Genomic DNA, 14,792 nt, shown 5'->3' with positions numbered 1-14,792 from the left:
TGGAAAACAGGGCCGTTGAGGCAGAACAGCCCCGAGAGGGGCCCTTAGTAAAGAGCAGAACCGATGGAAGCAGAAACGCTGGCGGCGGCGAGCGAGATTGATTTCTCGCTCTTGGGTCTATTCCTGCGCGCGACATTCACCGTTAAATTAGTGATGATCAGTTTGATCGTTGCATCGTTCTGGTCATGGTCGATCATTGTGCAGAAGATGCTGCAATATCGTCGGGCCAAGGCCGAGGCCGATGCTTTTGATCAGGCGTTCTGGTCGGGCGAACCTTTGGACGGGTTGTATGACACCATCGGGTCGGACCCTGACGGGGCCGCGCAAAAGATATTTGCCGCTGGCATGACCGAATGGCGCAGATCGCACCGCGAGGATGGTGATCTGATACCCGGTGCCACTGCGCGCATTGACCGGTCGATGGACGTGGCCATCGCCAAGGAAGCGGAAAAGCTGCAAAAGGGCTTGCCCGTCCTGGCGACCACCGGATCGACAGCGCCTTTTGTCGGGCTGTTCGGGACGGTCTTTGGGATCATGCATTCGTTTATCGAAATCGCTTCGCAGCAAAATACCAGTCTTGTGGTTGTGGCCCCCGGCATCGCCGAGGCGCTGCTGGCGACCGGCATTGGTCTGCTGGCTGCGATTCCGGCGGTGATCTTCTATAACAAGCTGAGCGCGGATTCAGATCGTATCCTTGGCGGTTACGAAGCATTCGCCGATGAATTCGCCACCATCCTTAGCCGCCAGTTGGATAGCTGACCGATGGGGGCTGGTATCGCAAAAAAATCGGGCGGTGGCGGACGCGGACGGCGTCGCGGCCGCGCGCAGCCGATGGCCGAGATCAACATTACGCCTTTCGTGGACGTGATGCTGGTGTTGTTGATCATCTTTATGGTCGCGGCACCGCTGCTGACGGTCGGTGTGCCGGTCGAATTGCCGAAGACCGCGGCGACCGCATTGCCATCCGAGCAGGAAGAGCCTTTGACCATTACGCTGTTGGCGGACGGGTCGGTGCAGATTCAAAAGACCGAAACCGCGCGCGGCGACCTGATTGCCAAGCTGCGAGCCATTGCGACAGAGCGGGCAAGTGATCGGGTGTTCCTGCGTGCTGACGGGGCTGTGTCATATGCGATGGTCATGGAAGTCATGGGCGCGCTGAACGCCGGCGGCTTTTCCAACATCGGTTTGGTGACTGAAACGGGTGGCCCAAAGCTGGACGGCACTGGGACGTCGGGCGGTTAACCATGCACACGGGGCATTACATTTCTGGGGCAGGGCATCTGGGGCTGATCGCCTTTTTGCTGTTTGGCGGCGTTTTCAGGCCGGACCCTGAACCCTTTGAGATGCAAGAAGTATCGGTGCTGTCGGCAGCCGAGTTTGACGCGCTTGTTGCCGCGTCGCAATCGGCAGAACCGCCGAGCGAAGCGGTGCAGTCCGAGACACCACCAGCCCCCGCAGAAACACCCGAGCCCGAAATCCAGCAGCCCGAACTGATCGAGCCTGAGGCACCAGAGCCCGATCCTGTACCAGAGCAACCCGCACCAACGCCGCCACCCGTGCCAGAGGTCAGCGAAGCAGCACCCGAATTGCCCGAACCACCGGCAGAGGTCGCCGTGATTGCGCCCGAAGTGGCACCTGTCGCTGTGCCGCGTCCGGTGGACCGTGTCGCCCCCGAAGCCGTGGCCCAGCCCGACCCCGAGGCACGCCCCGATGTGGTCGAGCAGGAAGCCGCAACGCCCGATGCGCCCGCCGAGAAAGTCGTGGACGAAGCGCAAGAGGCGACCGCGCCGGAAGAAGCGACAACCGAGATCGTGACCGAAGCTGCCGAGGCCCCCAAGGCCGCGCCGAACCAGTCGGCCCGCCCGCCTGCGCGCAGGCCAACGCCCCCTGCGCCGCAGGTGGCCGAAGCGGTTGAAACGCCTGATCCGACCCCGAAACCCGATCCGAAACCAACGCCAAAACCCGATCCAAAGCCAGCCGAACCCAAGGTTGACACGGATGCGGTTGCCGCGGCCCTGGCCGAAGCATTGGGCGGTGAAGATAAGCCCGCCAAACCTGCGCCCGCAGCCCCCACCGGACCGCCTTTGTCGAGCGGCGAAAAAGAATCGCTGCGGCTTGCGGTTTCTGCCTGTTGGAACGTCGGCTCGTTGTCGTCAGAAGCGTTGCGCACCACCGTTGTTGTCAGCGTTCAGATGAACCAGGATGGCACGCCGCAAACCAATACGATCACCCTGACGGGCAGTTCAGGTGGCTCACAGGCGGCCGCAGGACAGGCGTTTGAGGCGGCCAGACGGGCGATTATCCGCTGCGGGTCGCGCGGATACCAGCTTCCTGTAGATAAATTTGGCCAATGGCAGAATATTGAGATGACCTTCAATCCTGAAAGGATGCGCATCAAATGATTTTAAGAGTAGTGAGCATATGTCTGGCGCTGATCTGTGCCGTCGCGGGAACCGCTCAGGCCCAGCAGGGCCCGTTGCGGATCGAAATCACCGAAGGCGTGATCGAACCTTTGCCCTTTGCGGTGCCCAGCTTTCAGCCCGAAAGCGGCGATGCGGGGCAGATGGCCGTTGATCTGGCGCGCGTGGTTTCCGAAGATCTGGTCGGCTCCGGCCTGTTCCGCGAAATCCCGGCAAGCGCATTCATTTCCACGGTCAGCGATTTCAACGCGCCTGTGCAATATGCCGACTGGAAAGCGATCAACGCCCAAGCGCTGATTACCGGCGCGGTCAGCGTTTCGGGCAACACATTGAACGTGAAATTCCGCCTGTATGATGTGTTCTCGGGGGCCGAGCTTGGTTCGGGGTTGCAATTTTCGGGTACCGTTGATGGCTGGCGTCGCATGGCGCACAAGGTCTCCGATGCGGTTTACTCCCGGATCACAGGCGAGGGCGGATATTTCGACAGCCGCGTCGTCTATGTGTCCGAGACCGGGCCGAAAGATAACCGTCAAAAGCGGTTGGCCGTGATGGATTATGATGGCGCGAATGTCCGTTATCTGACGGATAGTGCGTCCATCGTGTTGGCACCGCGTTTCTCGCCCACCGGTGATCGCATCCTTTATACCAGCTATGAAAGCGGTTTCCCCCGTATCTATGTTCTGGATATCGGATCGGTGCAGCGCCGCGTGTTGGAAAGCGCGGATGGCACGATGAGCTTTGCGCCGCGTTTCTCTCCCTCAGGTAACACGGTTATTTATTCGCTGACCCAAGGCGGCAATACCGACATCTACACAATGGATATCGGCAGCGGGCAATCCGTGCGTCTGACAAATACACCGGCGATCGAAACGGCGCCCAGCTATTCACCCGACGGCAGCCGGATCGTGTTTGAAAGCGACCGTTCGGGCAGCCAACAGCTGTATGTGATGTCGGCCAGCGGCGGCGAAGCGCAGCGTATTTCCTTTGGCGAAGGCCGTTATGGCACGCCTGTCTGGTCCCCGCGTGGCGATCTGGTGGCGTTCACCAAGCAGAACAAGGGCCGTTTTCATATCGGTGTCATGCGTCTGGACGGGTCCGAAGAGCGTCTGCTCACCGCATCGTTTCTGGACGAAGGTCCGACATGGGCCCCCAATGGCCGCGTCATCATGTTTGCGCGCGAAACCCAAGGGACCGGCGGGTCATCCTCGCTGTATTCCGTGGATATTTCGGGCCGGAACCTGAAACCCGTACGCACCCAAGAAGGCGGGTCCGACCCGTCGTGGTCGCCGCTTCAGAACTGATCACCGCAGCGCCTTGGTGATTCCCAAGGCCACGGCGCTGTGTTAACACCAAAGAAACCAGAATTAACGCCAGCTTTATAAAGGCAGCCCTATGAACCGCATCCTGACCAGCACTCTTTTGATCGCCGCCCTCGCCGTATCGGCCTGTACCAACCCCAACCGCTTTGGCGCGGACGGTATGGACGGATCGGGCAACATGGCAAACCTGAACGGCGGGATCATCCCCGGCAGCGCCAATGACCCTGCATCGACGGCCTATTTCCAGCAGTCCATCGGCGACCGTGTGTTGTTCGAGGTCGACCAGTCGACATTGACCCCGGCAGGTCAGGCGACGTTGGACGGTCAGGCCAACTGGCTGAACCAGAACACCGACTATCAGGCCATCATCGAAGGCCATGCGGACGAGCAAGGCACACGTGAATACAACGTCGCCCTTGGTGCCCGTCGCGCAAACGCGGCGCGCGAATATCTGGTGTCGCGCGGCATTTCCGGCAACCGTCTGCGCACCGTCAGCTATGGCAAGGAACGCCCGATCGAAGTGTGTTCGCAAGAAGCATGCTATGCCAAAAACCGCCGTGCGGTCACCGTACTGGCTGGCGGTCTGTCGAGCTAAGAAAGAACGAAACGGTTAGGAATGTTATGATGCGGTTTGCAATGATGATGGTACTGGGGCTGGCCTTTGGGCCGGTCGCCGTACAGGCGCAGGATGCGCAAACTCTGGCGGATGTGCGTCAGGAACTGACCGTGTTGAACGTCGAAGTGCAAAAGCTGCGGCGTGAACTGTCGACAACGGGTGGTGCGTCCTTGAACCTGAGCGGCAATTCCGTTTTGGACCGTATGAACGCAATGGAAAGCGAATTGCAGCGCCTGACATCGAAAACCGAAGAGCTTGAGAACCGGATCAACCGTGTTGTCACCGATGGCACCAACCGCATCGGCGATCTTGAGTTCCGCCTTGTGGAGCTTGAGGGTGGCGATGTGGGCGCTATTGGCGAAACCTCGACGCTTGGCGGCGGTGATATGCCCGCCACCAACACCGCCCCGATTGCCCCGACGGCCCCTTCCACCAACACGGCCGAACTTGCCATCGGTGAAGCGGATGATTTTGAGCGGGCGAAGGCGGCGCTCGCCACCGGTGACTTTCGCACCGCCGCTGACCAGTTTGCGACCTTTAATCAGACCTACCCTGGTGGCCCGCTAGGCCCCGAGGCAGAACTGCGGCGCGGTGATGCCCTCAGCGGTCTGGGCGACACCCGCGAAGCGGCGCGTGCCTATCTTGCCAGCTTCAGCTCTGATCCGGTTGGCCCGGTGGCCCCCGAAGCCTTGTACCAGCTGGGCAAATCCCTTGGTGCGCTTGAACAACGCCAAGAGGCATGTGTGACCTTGGGCGAGGTCGCAACCCGTTTCCCGACCAGCCCCTTTGTGCCGCAAGCCGCAAACGAGCGTGCTGCGCTGAACTGCCAGTAAGTCGATGACGGCTGATCTGGCGCGGCTGATTGCTGACCAGTTTCCGGCTGATCCCCCGAAAACCATGGGCGTTGCCGTTTCCGGCGGCAGCGATTCCATGGCTTTGCTGCATTTACTGCACGCGTTTGCACAAACCCGTGACGTCACGCTTGCGGTCGCGACAGTCAATCATGGCCTGCGCCCCGAGGCCGCAGACGAGGCCGCAATGGTAGCTTCCGTTTGCGCAGGCCTTGGGGTGGGTCACAGCATTCTCGACTGGAAAAACTGGGATCATAGCGGCAATCTGCAGGATGAAGCCCGCAAGGCGCGCTATGGGTTGTTGGCGCAATGGGGGCGCGATCTGGGCGTGGACTGCATCGCCCTTGGACACACCATGGACGATCAGGCCGAAAGTTTTCTGATGCGCGTCGGGCGGCGTGCGGGCGTTGACGGTTTGGCCGCCATGCCCCGCCGGTTTGACCGCGAAGGAATGCAGTGGGTCAGGCCGCTTTTGCAGGCCCGCAGGGCCGGGCTGCGCGATTATCTGACCGCGCGGAATGTCACTTGGGTCGATGACCCCAGCAATGAGGACGACCGTTTTGCCCGTGTCCGGACCCGCAAGGCGCTTGCGATTCTGTCGGATCTGGGGATCGACGCAGAGGCCATAAGCGATGTTTCGCACAACCTTTCCGCTGCAAAAGACGCATTGAACCATCAGATGCTGGAGATTGCGCGAAACATTGTCACGCTGCGTGCCGGTGCCATCGCAATCGACGCCGAAGGCTTGGCCGCCCAGCATCCCGAATTGCGCCGCCGTCTGGTCGTACATGCGCTGAAATGGCTGAACGGTGCCTATTACGCCCCCCGCAGCAGCGCCATTGCATCCGTATTCGAGGCGCTTGAACATGGCCCTTCTGCGACCTTGCAGGGCTGCGAATTGCGCCGAAAGGGGAAAACCCTCTGGATTTTCAGAGAGTTGAACGCCATCGCAGACCTAAAGGCCGCTGTGGGCGATATCTGGGATGGCCGTTGGGTTCTGACGCCACCACCTGATCAAACCGGTGAAACGGGGCATCTGACCGTTCAGGCCCTGGGTGCCAAAGGATTAAGCCAATGCAAAGACTGGCGGGCCTTGGATATCCCGCGCGGCGCGCTTTTATCGACACCTGCTGTCTGGAATGGCACGCACCTGGTCGCTGCCCCCCTTGCTGGTTGGCCGCAAAACTGGCAAGCACGGCTTAATCGCGGTGAAGATACCTTTTTTGCCGCACACATAACGCATTGAACATACGCCCATCGTCTCTATCTTATAGGCAACGGGCACATTGTCTTGATGTCGTCCCCCGGATTTAGGAGAGTTTCCTTGGGTAATATGCGTAATCTCGCCTTTTGGGTCGTTTTGATGCTGCTGGTATTGGCGCTGTTCAATCTGTTCAGCGGGTCAACCAACGGTCTGCAAAGCCGCGAAATCAGCTATTCCGAATTTGTAACAGCGGTTGAGGCGGGCGATGTTCGCAACGTCACGCTGGATGGTGAACAGGTTCGTTTCCGTCGCGCTGATGGCTCCGACTATGTCACGATCATGCCGCAAGACGCCGAAGTGACTGCGATGCTGATGGCCAATGACGTGCCCGTGCGCGCCGAGCCGCAGCAGCAGTCCGGTTTCCAGACCTTTCTGATGTCGCTGTTGCCAATCCTGCTGCTGATCGGTGTGTGGATTTATTTCATGAACCGGATGCAAGGTGGCGGCAAAGGCGGTGCCATGGGCTTTGGCAAATCCAAGGCCAAGATGCTGACCGAAAAGCACGGTCGTGTGACGTTTGATGACGTTGCAGGCATCGACGAGGCCAAGGAAGAACTGGAAGAGATCGTTGAATTCCTGCGCAACCCGCAAAAGTTCAGCCGTCTTGGTGGCAAGATCCCCAAAGGCGCGTTGCTTGAGGGCCCTCCCGGTACCGGTAAAACCCTGCTGGCGCGTGCTATCGCGGGCGAAGCGGGTGTTCCGTTCTTTACCATCTCGGGCTCCGACTTTGTTGAAATGTTCGTAGGTGTTGGTGCATCGCGTGTGCGCGACATGTTCGAGCAAGCCAAAAAGAACGCACCGTGTATTGTGTTTATCGACGAAATCGACGCCGTGGGCCGCTCGCGTGGGGCCGGCTATGGTGGCGGCAACGATGAACGCGAACAGACGCTAAACCAGTTGCTGGTCGAAATGGACGGCTTTGAAGCCAACGAAGGTGTCATCATCATCGCGGCCACAAACCGCAAAGATGTGTTGGACCCTGCCTTGCTTCGTCCGGGCCGTTTTGACCGTCAGGTGACTGTCGGCAACCCCGACATCAAAGGCCGCGAGAAAATCCTGGGCGTGCATGCGCGCAAGACACCGCTGGGCCCCGACGTTGATCTGCGCATCATCGCCCGTGGTACACCCGGTTTCTCGGGTGCCGATCTGGCGAACCTGGTAAACGAGGCCGCGTTGACGGCTGCGCGTGTCGGCCGTCGTTTCGTCGCGATGATGGATTTCGAATCTGCCAAGGACAAGATCATGATGGGGGCCGAGCGGCGTTCGATGGTTCTGACCCAGGACCAGAAAGAAAAGACCGCCTATCACGAAGCGGGCCATGCCATCGTTGGTATGAAGCTCGACAAATGTGACCCCGTCTACAAGGCCACAATCATCCCGCGCGGTGGTGCCTTGGGCATGGTGATGAGCCTGCCTGAAATGGACAAGCTGCAAATGTTCAAGGACGAAGCCGAACAAAAGATCGCCATGACCATGGCGGGCAAAGCGGCTGAAATCTTTAAATACGGCCCTGACAGTGTGTCTTCCGGCCCAATGGGTGACATCATGCAAGCCAGCCAACTGGCGCGCGGTATGGTGATGCGCATGGGCATGTCGGACAAGGTCGGCAACATCGACTATTCCGAAGCGGCTGCCGGGTATCAGGCCAATGGCGGGGCAGGAGGCTTTAGCGTCTCCGCCGCGACCAAGGAACTGATCGAAAGCGAAGTCAAAGCCATCATCGACACCGGCTATGATGTGGCCTTCAAGATGATTTCCGAACATGAGGTCGAATTCGAGCGTCTGGCCCAAGGTCTGCTGGAATATGAAACCCTCACCGGTGAAGAAATCCAGCGCATCATGGATGGCAAGCCACCCCAGGACCCCGATGGTGAAGACACCAGCGGGATGGACAAGCCAAGTGTAACGGCGATCCCCAAGGCAAAGGGCAAGAAATCGCCCCCCTCTGGTGATATGGAACCGGAGCCAATGGCCTGATCAGCATCGCTGATGGACCCATCAAAATAAATCACAAGGCCCTGCATCTGCGGGGCCTTTTCTTTTTGGGCGGTTTTGCGCAAGTTGCCGCAACAAGGAGAAAACCTATGCCAGCCCTCGTCCCGACCGACCATTACGCCACGATCACCTGGCTTGGTACCGTACCCGACCGCGCAGCCGGGCTCAAAGCCCACGCGAGACAGTCCCTTGCCCTAAGCTTTGCCGGTGCCGAAGGCGAAACCCATGGCGGGTTGACGCGCCCGTCTTGCAGCCGCGTGCTGTCACAATACCCGCGCGACACGGTGATCCGGAACACCCGTCAGCTGTGCGTGATGAGCGCCGAGGAAATCGCCGCCATCGCCGCCACTATGGGCATTGACGCGCTGGACCCCAGCTATTTGGGGGCAAGTCTGGTGATTGAAGGGATTTCTGATTTCACCCATGTGCCGCCGTCCTCGCGGCTTCAGGCTGAATCGGGTGCGACCCTTGTGATCGACATGGAAAACCGCCCCTGCACCTTGCCCGCGCGCGAGATCGAAGCCGATATGCCGGGGCGCGGCAAAGCGTTCAAACCGGCAGCCAAAGACCGCCGCGGCGTGACCGCATGGGTAGAGCGTGAAGGCATCCTGACGCTGGGAGAGCGGATGCGCCTGCATGTGCCCGATCAGCGCCCTTGGGCACCGGGGATGATCTGAGCCGAGAGACTGCCGACAGATTTGGCCCGCTTCGCTTTCTTCGAATGAAAAAGAACGGGCAGTTACGCGGTTCAAGCTGACGCTGCCGGTTCGTTTGTCCCGCGCGCATTCGTGGATGTGAGGTCTGCGTCGCGCAGGGCCGTCCTCTATCAGGAACCCCGCCGTATCTTAAAAGAAAGCTGCGTGTCGGGGCTACGCCGCAAGGCGCGTTGGAAATGTCGTAAATCTGACCCGGATTAGCAGTGCATCGCTGTATGAATCCGCTACAACATGCCGCAGCGGCACTGAATGGGGGATACCATGGCTTTTAAAACTGACATCCAAATCGCACGCGAAGCGTCCAAGAAACCCATTCAAGAGATTGGTGCAAAGCTGGGCATCAGCAGCGACGATCTGCTGCCCTATGGCCACGACAAAGCGAAAGTGTCGCAGTCCTTCATCAACTCGGTACAGGACCGCCCTGATGGCAAGCTGATCCTTGTGACCGCGATCAACCCGACACCTGCGGGCGAAGGCAAGACAACCACCACCGTCGGTCTGGGTGACGGTCTGAACCGCATCGGCAAGAACGCCGCCGTGTGTATCCGCGAGGCATCGCTGGGGCCTAACTTTGGCATGAAGGGCGGTGCCGCTGGCGGTGGCTATGCGCAGATCGTGCCGATGGAAGAAATGAACCTGCATTTCACCGGCGACTTTCACGCGATCACCTCGGCGCATAACCTGCTAAGCGCGATGATCGACAACCACATCTACTGGGGCAACGAGCTTGAGATCGACCTGCGCCGTGTCGTGTGGCGCCGTGTCGTTGACATGAACGACCGCGCGCTGCGCCAGATCACGGCGTCGCTGGGCGGCGTATCCAACGGTTTCCCGCGCGAAGCAGGGTTCGACATTACCGTAGCATCCGAGGTCATGGCGATCTTGTGTCTGGCCCGCAATCTGACCGATCTGCAAAAGCGTCTTGGCGATATGATCGTCGCCTATACCCGCGAGCGCAAACCGATCTATGCCCGCGACATCAAGGCAGACGGCGCGATGACCGTGCTGCTGAAAGACGCGATGCAGCCGAACCTGGTGCAGACGCTTGAAAACAACCCCGCCTTTGTACACGGTGGCCCGTTCGCGAATATCGCGCATGGCTGCAACTCGGTTATTGCGACGACGACAGCGCTGAAACTGGCGGATTATGTCGTGACCGAAGCGGGCTTTGGTGCCGATCTAGGGGCCGAGAAGTTCCTGAACATCAAATGCCGCAAGGCCGGTCTGGCACCGTCTTGCGTGGTCGTTGTGGCCACCGTGCGCGCCATGAAGATGAACGGTGGTGTGGCCAAGGCCGATCTGGGGGCCGAGAATGTCGAGGCGGTTCAGGCGGGCTGTCCCAACCTTGGCCGTCATATCGAGAACCTGAAATCCTTTGGCGTGCCAGTGGTCGTGGCGATTAACCATTTTGTCACCGATACGGATGCCGAAGTGCAGGCGGTAAAGGATTATGTCGCCTCTCAGGGGTCCGAAGCGGTCCTGTCCCGGCATTGGGAACTGGGCAGCGAAGGCTCTGCCGATCTGGCAACCAAGGTTGTGGAAGTGATCGAAAAGGGTGAGGCGAATTTTGCACCGATCTATCCGGATGAAATGAGCCTTGCCGATAAGATCAACACCATTGCGACCAAGATCTACCGCGCGGATGCTGCGATGATTGATCAGAAAATCCTGAACCAGTTGAAGGATTGGGAAGATCAGGGCTACGGCAATTTGCCGGTCTGTATGGCCAAGACGCAATACAGCTTTACCACCGATCCGGAACGCCGTGGCGCGCCCACGGGCTTTAACATCCCTGTGCGCGAGGTGCGTTTGTCAGCGGGCGCAGGGTTCGTCGTGGCGATCTGCGGTGAAATCATGACCATGCCGGGCCTGCCACGGGTGCCATCGGCTGAAAATATTCGCCTGAATGCCAATGGGGATGTTGAAGGTCTGTTCTAAGGGCGTATGAAAAGGGCGCGGGGGAAGACCCCCGCGCCCTTTCCTGCCTCTGGCAGGGATATTTAAGAGCCAGAGAAGATGAAGGACGGAACCCATGACAGCGACAATCATTGACGGCAAAGCGTTTGCAGCCCGCGTGCGGGGGCAGGTAGCTGAGCATGTGGCCCGATTGAAGGCGGAGCACGGCATTACGCCAGGGCTGGCCGTTGTGCTGGTCGGGGCTGATCCTGCATCCGAGGTCTATGTCCGTTCCAAGGGGAAGATGACGGTCGAGGTTGGCATGAAATCGGTGGAGCACCGGTTGCAGGCGGATACATCCGAGGCCGATTTGCTGACGTTGATTGCTGATCTGAACGCTGATCCGGAAATTCACGGTATATTGGTGCAACTGCCTTTGCCCCAGCATCTGAACGAGGATCTGGTGATCAATGCGATTGATCCCGGCAAGGATGTCGACGGGTTTCATATCTCGAACGTCGGGTTGTTGGGGACCGGGCAAAAATCGATGGTGCCCTGCACGCCGCTGGGATGTCTGATGATGTTGCGGGATCATCACGGCAGTCTGTCCGGCATGGACGCGGTCATCATCGGCCGCAGCAATATTGTCGGCAAGCCTATGGCGCAGCTGCTGTTGAATGACAGCTGTACCGTGACGATTGCCCATTCGCGGACCAAGGATCTGGCAGATGTCGTGCGCCGCGCCGACATTGTTGTCGCCGCAGTCGGACGCCCAGAGATGGTGCCGGGCGATTGGATCAAGCCCGGTGCAACCGTGATTGACGTCGGTATCAACCGCTTGGATGCGCCTGAAAACGGCGAGGGCAAGACCCGCCTTGTGGGCGATGTGGATTTCGCCAGCTGTTCGGAAGTTGCCGGGGCGATTACACCGGTGCCTGGCGGCGTGGGGCCGATGACCATTGCCTGTCTGTTGGCCAACACGGTCACCGCCTGCTGTCGCGCCAATGGGCTGGACGAGCCTGAGGGGCTAACGGCCTAACCCCCCGTCACCACCTGATACATGATGCGACCGGGCAGGAAGGTGAACGCACCTGCCCCGACAAGTGCGCCCAACGTCAGCAGCTTCATGTTGCGGGCGTGGGTGTGGATGCGTTTCGACCGGGCCGCGCGGATATTCACCACAAGTTGGAACAGAACAAAGGCCGATAAAAGGTGGATGGGGCTGAAGGTGCCAAACATCGCGATCCCGTGAATGCCAAAACTGCTAAGCGCTACGACCGCCATAAGGATGACCCATGACCACCCCATCCAGCGATGGGCGATGGTCCCGCGTCGCAGGGTGAAGATGGCGATGGTCAAAATGGAGGCGGCAATCGCCATGAAAGCGTGAATCTGGATGATCGGGGCGGCATTCAAAAGCGGGGAAAGGGACATGGGGAAACTCCGTTGTGTTTACCGCCCAATGCGTGCCAAACTTTGGTGGTTGCCCCCAAGTGGGTTTACGCGAATGCCGCCGGGGCTTCGTGAATAACAGGTTGGATCAGGGGTCGGATCAGGGAATGTCATCGACGCTTCGTGAACGAAAACGCGGGTTGGTCTTGCTGGCGGTCTGGCTGCTGGCGACTGTGTTCTGCACCTTTGCGGGCCCGTTTGGCACCCATGATGCGTTGACGATAGTGCCGAGGTTTTTCTATTGGGCGGGCATCATAGCGCTGTCAGTGTTTGGCACGACGTTAAGCCTGCGTCTGGCAAAAAAGGCGGATGTCTGGAAGGCCCTGCTGTTTTGGGTCGGTTTCACACTCGTTCTGTCTGGCATCATCCATGGCGTAAACAGCTGGCTGTTTCCGGGCTGGCAGGGCGTTGGGCAATTGCTCTATCTGATCGGGATCATCGCCATGACGGTGGTCGTTGTGCATGGAACGCTGGCGCTTGCCCGCACTGTATTCGTGCCGCCTGCTGAAATATCGACAGAGGATACAGAGGCAAGCTTCCTGCGACGGCTTCCCCTGGACCGGCGTGGAAAACTGATCAGGCTCGAGGCGCAGGATCACTATTTGAATGTGGTTACGCAGAACGGGAGCACGCTTGTTCTGCTGCGCCTTCAGGATGCTGTCGAGGCGCTGAAGGACTTGGATGGCTTGCAGGTTCACCGCTCGCATTGGGTTGCAACGGGGGCTGTGGTCCGGCACCGGCGGGTGCAGGGGCGCGATTTCCTGATACTTGCCTCGGGGGAGGAGGTTCCTGTCAGCCGGAGTTACCGGCCCTTGGTCCAAGAGGCCGGATTGATCTAGGCAGGGACCGGCACCATCGTGCCTTGCAGGATCGCGATCAGTTTTTCCTCGCCATTTTCGACCGCAAACACTTCGGATGTGACGACACACAGCCTTTTGCCGGGTTTGACCAGCTTGCCAACCGCGATCAGTTTCTCACCGCGGGCGGGGGCCATCAGGTTGATCTTGATCTCGGCTGTGACAACTTCCATGTCCAGCGACAGACAGGTCAAAGCCGCATACCCTGCCGCACTGTCGCCAATGGAAAACGTCAGGCCGGCGTGGCCGAACCCCTGTTGTTGCAGCGCCCCCGGCAGAATAGGGGCTTCGATCCTGACGCTGCCATCTGAAACATCGCACAACTTGGCCCCCAAGGTCGCCATCATCGATTGCGCCGCAAAGCTGTCGTATATCCGGATCCGTTTCGCTTCGTCCATGGGGCGCTCCTTGTTTTGGTCAGGCTGGCACATTTCAAAACACATGAAAATGCCTAGCGCGGCATCGGGACGACAACAGGGGCTGGTCCAGTCAAGATTGCACACGCCTGGGGGGACATGAGCGACCGGATGGGTTCCGAACTTGTCCGCAAGCCCCCCGTATAGGTGCCATAGGCCGGCAGGATCAGCCGTGCGTGGTCATAGATAAAAGCCGGACGCGATATCGTACGCCCCTTCAGGGAAACGGATGCTTTGGGGTGATAATGCCCAGAAACCTCCCCCTGTGCGCCGGGCTGCGCGATGTGTCGAAAGGTTAAGGCATCGCATGCGATTTCGCCCAGATGCACGCCCCCAAGGCCAACAGGGCCGGGATCGTGATTGCCTTCTATCCAAACCCATTTTCGACCCGCCTGCAGCTTTGCAATCCACAGACGCGCCGCCTCCGGCAATGCTTGGGCCGCCCCAAGGTCATCAAAACTATCGCCCAAAGCGACCACTGTCTGCGCATTACACCGTTCAAGATCATGCGCCAACCGTGTCAGAGTATCCTGGCTCTCGTAAGGCGGTAACGGGGTGCCGCCGCAGCGGGCGATGCGCTCTGATTTTCCCAAATGCAGGTCAGAAACACAAAGCAAACGGTGTTCGGCCCACCATAGCGCGCCAGAGCCAAGCGCGGTAAGCCGCGCCCCGAACAATGTGAAGTTATGGCCTAAGTTCATGTTTCGTTCATGGGGTATAGAGGCATGGACTGCAAGAGGTTTGCAGGCGCTTCATTCGCAGAGATGTTCGAATTTTGAGTATTTTTAAAAGGGTGAAGAACGGAAGACGTCCCAGCAGAAGTCTTTGAACCAGCCGGAACGCCTTCACCCTTTACGGCCATCGGCTCTCCAGCCTGTACCGCCTTAACGTTGTACGGCTCACCTGGTTAACAAGGGATGAACGACTTTGGCTTCACCCTTTTAAAAATACTCAAAAAGACCGCGATCGAAACCAAAGGCGACGGATGTG

Annotated in this window: 15 protein-coding genes; 12 read left to right on the top strand and 3 right to left on the bottom strand. The window is 59.2% G+C overall.

Features of this window, described 5'->3' with window-relative positions:
• Window positions 1-63: 63 nt before the first annotated feature.
• From tolQ to folD, 11 genes are all read left to right on the top strand, one after another.
• Complete coding sequence (gene tolQ / locus ACSQ13_RS13640; RefSeq protein ID WP_176248161.1) at window positions 64-759, top strand: protein TolQ; 696 nt, start codon at window positions 64-66, stop codon at window positions 757-759.
• Window positions 760-762: 3 nt separating this feature from the next.
• The gene (gene tolR / locus ACSQ13_RS13635; RefSeq protein ID WP_295511486.1) at window positions 763-1,242 is read left to right on the top strand and encodes a protein TolR; all 480 of its coding nucleotides are present in this window, start codon (window positions 763-765) and stop codon (window positions 1,240-1,242) included.
• Between the two features lie 2 nt (window positions 1,243-1,244).
• Window positions 1,245-2,402, top strand: coding sequence for an energy transducer TonB (locus ACSQ13_RS13630; RefSeq protein WP_295511484.1), 1,158 nt, complete (start codon window positions 1,245-1,247; stop codon window positions 2,400-2,402).
• A complete protein-coding gene (tolB, locus tag ACSQ13_RS13625) occupies window positions 2,399-3,721 on the top strand; it encodes a Tol-Pal system beta propeller repeat protein TolB (protein ID WP_295511481.1) in 1,323 nt (440 codons plus the stop codon). The genes ACSQ13_RS13630 and tolB overlap by 4 nt, the downstream gene beginning before the upstream one ends.
• 91 nt (window positions 3,722-3,812) lie before the next feature.
• Window positions 3,813-4,334 (top strand): peptidoglycan-associated lipoprotein Pal, encoded by a 522-nt coding sequence (gene pal / locus ACSQ13_RS13620; protein WP_176248165.1) that lies wholly within the window; start codon window positions 3,813-3,815, stop codon window positions 4,332-4,334.
• 29 nt (window positions 4,335-4,363) lie between these two features.
• Window positions 4,364-5,188: a tol-pal system protein YbgF gene (gene ybgF / locus ACSQ13_RS13615; protein ID WP_176248166.1), complete on the top strand. Its 825-nt coding sequence runs from the start codon at window positions 4,364-4,366 to the stop codon at window positions 5,186-5,188.
• Window positions 5,189-5,192: 4 nt separating this feature from the next.
• Window positions 5,193-6,452 (top strand): tRNA lysidine(34) synthetase TilS, encoded by a 1,260-nt coding sequence (tilS, locus tag ACSQ13_RS13610; RefSeq protein WP_295511478.1) that lies wholly within the window; start codon window positions 5,193-5,195, stop codon window positions 6,450-6,452.
• A gap of 78 nt (window positions 6,453-6,530) precedes the next feature.
• On the top strand, window positions 6,531-8,447 hold the full coding sequence (gene ftsH / locus ACSQ13_RS13605) for an ATP-dependent zinc metalloprotease FtsH (RefSeq protein WP_176248168.1): 1,917 nt from the start codon (window positions 6,531-6,533) through the stop codon (window positions 8,445-8,447).
• 107 nt (window positions 8,448-8,554) lie between these two features.
• The gene (locus ACSQ13_RS13600) at window positions 8,555-9,142 is read left to right on the top strand and encodes an MOSC domain-containing protein (RefSeq protein ID WP_176248169.1); all 588 of its coding nucleotides are present in this window, start codon (window positions 8,555-8,557) and stop codon (window positions 9,140-9,142) included.
• A gap of 300 nt (window positions 9,143-9,442) precedes the next feature.
• Window positions 9,443-11,119, top strand: coding sequence for a formate--tetrahydrofolate ligase (locus tag ACSQ13_RS13595; RefSeq protein ID WP_295511475.1), 1,677 nt, complete (start codon window positions 9,443-9,445; stop codon window positions 11,117-11,119).
• A gap of 94 nt (window positions 11,120-11,213) precedes the next feature.
• Window positions 11,214-12,116 (top strand): bifunctional methylenetetrahydrofolate dehydrogenase/methenyltetrahydrofolate cyclohydrolase FolD, encoded by a 903-nt coding sequence (gene folD, locus ACSQ13_RS13590; protein ID WP_176248171.1) that lies wholly within the window; start codon window positions 11,214-11,216, stop codon window positions 12,114-12,116.
• On the opposite strand, the gene ACSQ13_RS13585 is transcribed toward folD, so the two are convergent.
• Window positions 12,113-12,511, bottom strand: coding sequence for a DUF2306 domain-containing protein (locus tag ACSQ13_RS13585; RefSeq protein WP_295511472.1), 399 nt, complete (start codon window positions 12,509-12,511; stop codon window positions 12,113-12,115). The two genes, folD and ACSQ13_RS13585, sit on opposite strands and share 4 nt — an antisense overlap.
• 125 nt (window positions 12,512-12,636) lie before the next feature.
• On the opposite strand from ACSQ13_RS13585, the gene ACSQ13_RS13580 reads away from it, so the two are divergent.
• Window positions 12,637-13,368: a LytTR family DNA-binding domain-containing protein gene (locus ACSQ13_RS13580; protein ID WP_176248173.1), complete on the top strand. Its 732-nt coding sequence runs from the start codon at window positions 12,637-12,639 to the stop codon at window positions 13,366-13,368.
• Here the strand turns inward: ACSQ13_RS13580 and ACSQ13_RS13575 are convergent.
• On the bottom strand, window positions 13,365-13,784 hold the full coding sequence (locus ACSQ13_RS13575; RefSeq protein ID WP_176248174.1) for a PaaI family thioesterase: 420 nt from the start codon (window positions 13,782-13,784) through the stop codon (window positions 13,365-13,367). The genes ACSQ13_RS13580 and ACSQ13_RS13575 overlap by 4 nt on opposite strands.
• 53 nt (window positions 13,785-13,837) lie before the next feature.
• Window positions 13,838-14,503 (bottom strand): ligase-associated DNA damage response endonuclease PdeM, encoded by a 666-nt coding sequence (gene pdeM, locus ACSQ13_RS13570; protein WP_176248175.1) that lies wholly within the window; start codon window positions 14,501-14,503, stop codon window positions 13,838-13,840.
• Window positions 14,504-14,792: the final 289 nt, after the last annotated feature.

This window comes from Sulfitobacter sp. SH22 (assembly GCF_965641905.1).
In the GTDB taxonomy this organism is placed as follows: domain Bacteria; phylum Pseudomonadota; class Alphaproteobacteria; order Rhodobacterales; family Rhodobacteraceae; genus Sulfitobacter.
The sequence above is the reverse complement of the archived record's forward strand: the minus strand, read 5'-3'. Positions and strand labels throughout refer to the sequence as shown.

Excerpts from the sequence above, each read along its gene's own strand:
- tolQ (WP_176248161.1), top strand. The coding sequence starts at position 64 with ATGGAAGCAGAAACGCTGGCGGCGGCGAGCGAGATTGATTTCTCGCTC.
- tolR (WP_295511486.1), top strand. The coding sequence starts at position 763 with ATGGGGGCTGGTATCGCAAAAAAATCGGGCGGTGGCGGACGCGGACGG.
- ACSQ13_RS13630 (WP_295511484.1), top strand. The coding sequence starts at position 1,245 with ATGCACACGGGGCATTACATTTCTGGGGCAGGGCATCTGGGGCTGATC.
- tolB (WP_295511481.1), top strand. The coding sequence starts at position 2,399 with ATGATTTTAAGAGTAGTGAGCATATGTCTGGCGCTGATCTGTGCCGTC.
- pal (WP_176248165.1), top strand. The coding sequence starts at position 3,813 with ATGAACCGCATCCTGACCAGCACTCTTTTGATCGCCGCCCTCGCCGTA.
- ybgF (WP_176248166.1), top strand. The coding sequence starts at position 4,364 with ATGCGGTTTGCAATGATGATGGTACTGGGGCTGGCCTTTGGGCCGGTC.
- tilS (WP_295511478.1), top strand. The coding sequence starts at position 5,193 with ATGACGGCTGATCTGGCGCGGCTGATTGCTGACCAGTTTCCGGCTGAT.
- ACSQ13_RS13600 (WP_176248169.1), top strand. The coding sequence starts at position 8,555 with ATGCCAGCCCTCGTCCCGACCGACCATTACGCCACGATCACCTGGCTT.
- ACSQ13_RS13595 (WP_295511475.1), top strand. The coding sequence starts at position 9,443 with ATGGCTTTTAAAACTGACATCCAAATCGCACGCGAAGCGTCCAAGAAA.
- folD (WP_176248171.1), top strand. The coding sequence starts at position 11,214 with ATGACAGCGACAATCATTGACGGCAAAGCGTTTGCAGCCCGCGTGCGG.
- ACSQ13_RS13585 (WP_295511472.1), bottom strand. The coding sequence starts at position 12,511 with ATGTCCCTTTCCCCGCTTTTGAATGCCGCCCCGATCATCCAGATTCAC.
- ACSQ13_RS13580 (WP_176248173.1), top strand. The coding sequence starts at position 12,637 with ATGTCATCGACGCTTCGTGAACGAAAACGCGGGTTGGTCTTGCTGGCG.
- ACSQ13_RS13575 (WP_176248174.1), bottom strand. The coding sequence starts at position 13,784 with ATGGACGAAGCGAAACGGATCCGGATATACGACAGCTTTGCGGCGCAA.
- pdeM (WP_176248175.1), bottom strand. The coding sequence starts at position 14,503 with ATGAACTTAGGCCATAACTTCACATTGTTCGGGGCGCGGCTTACCGCG.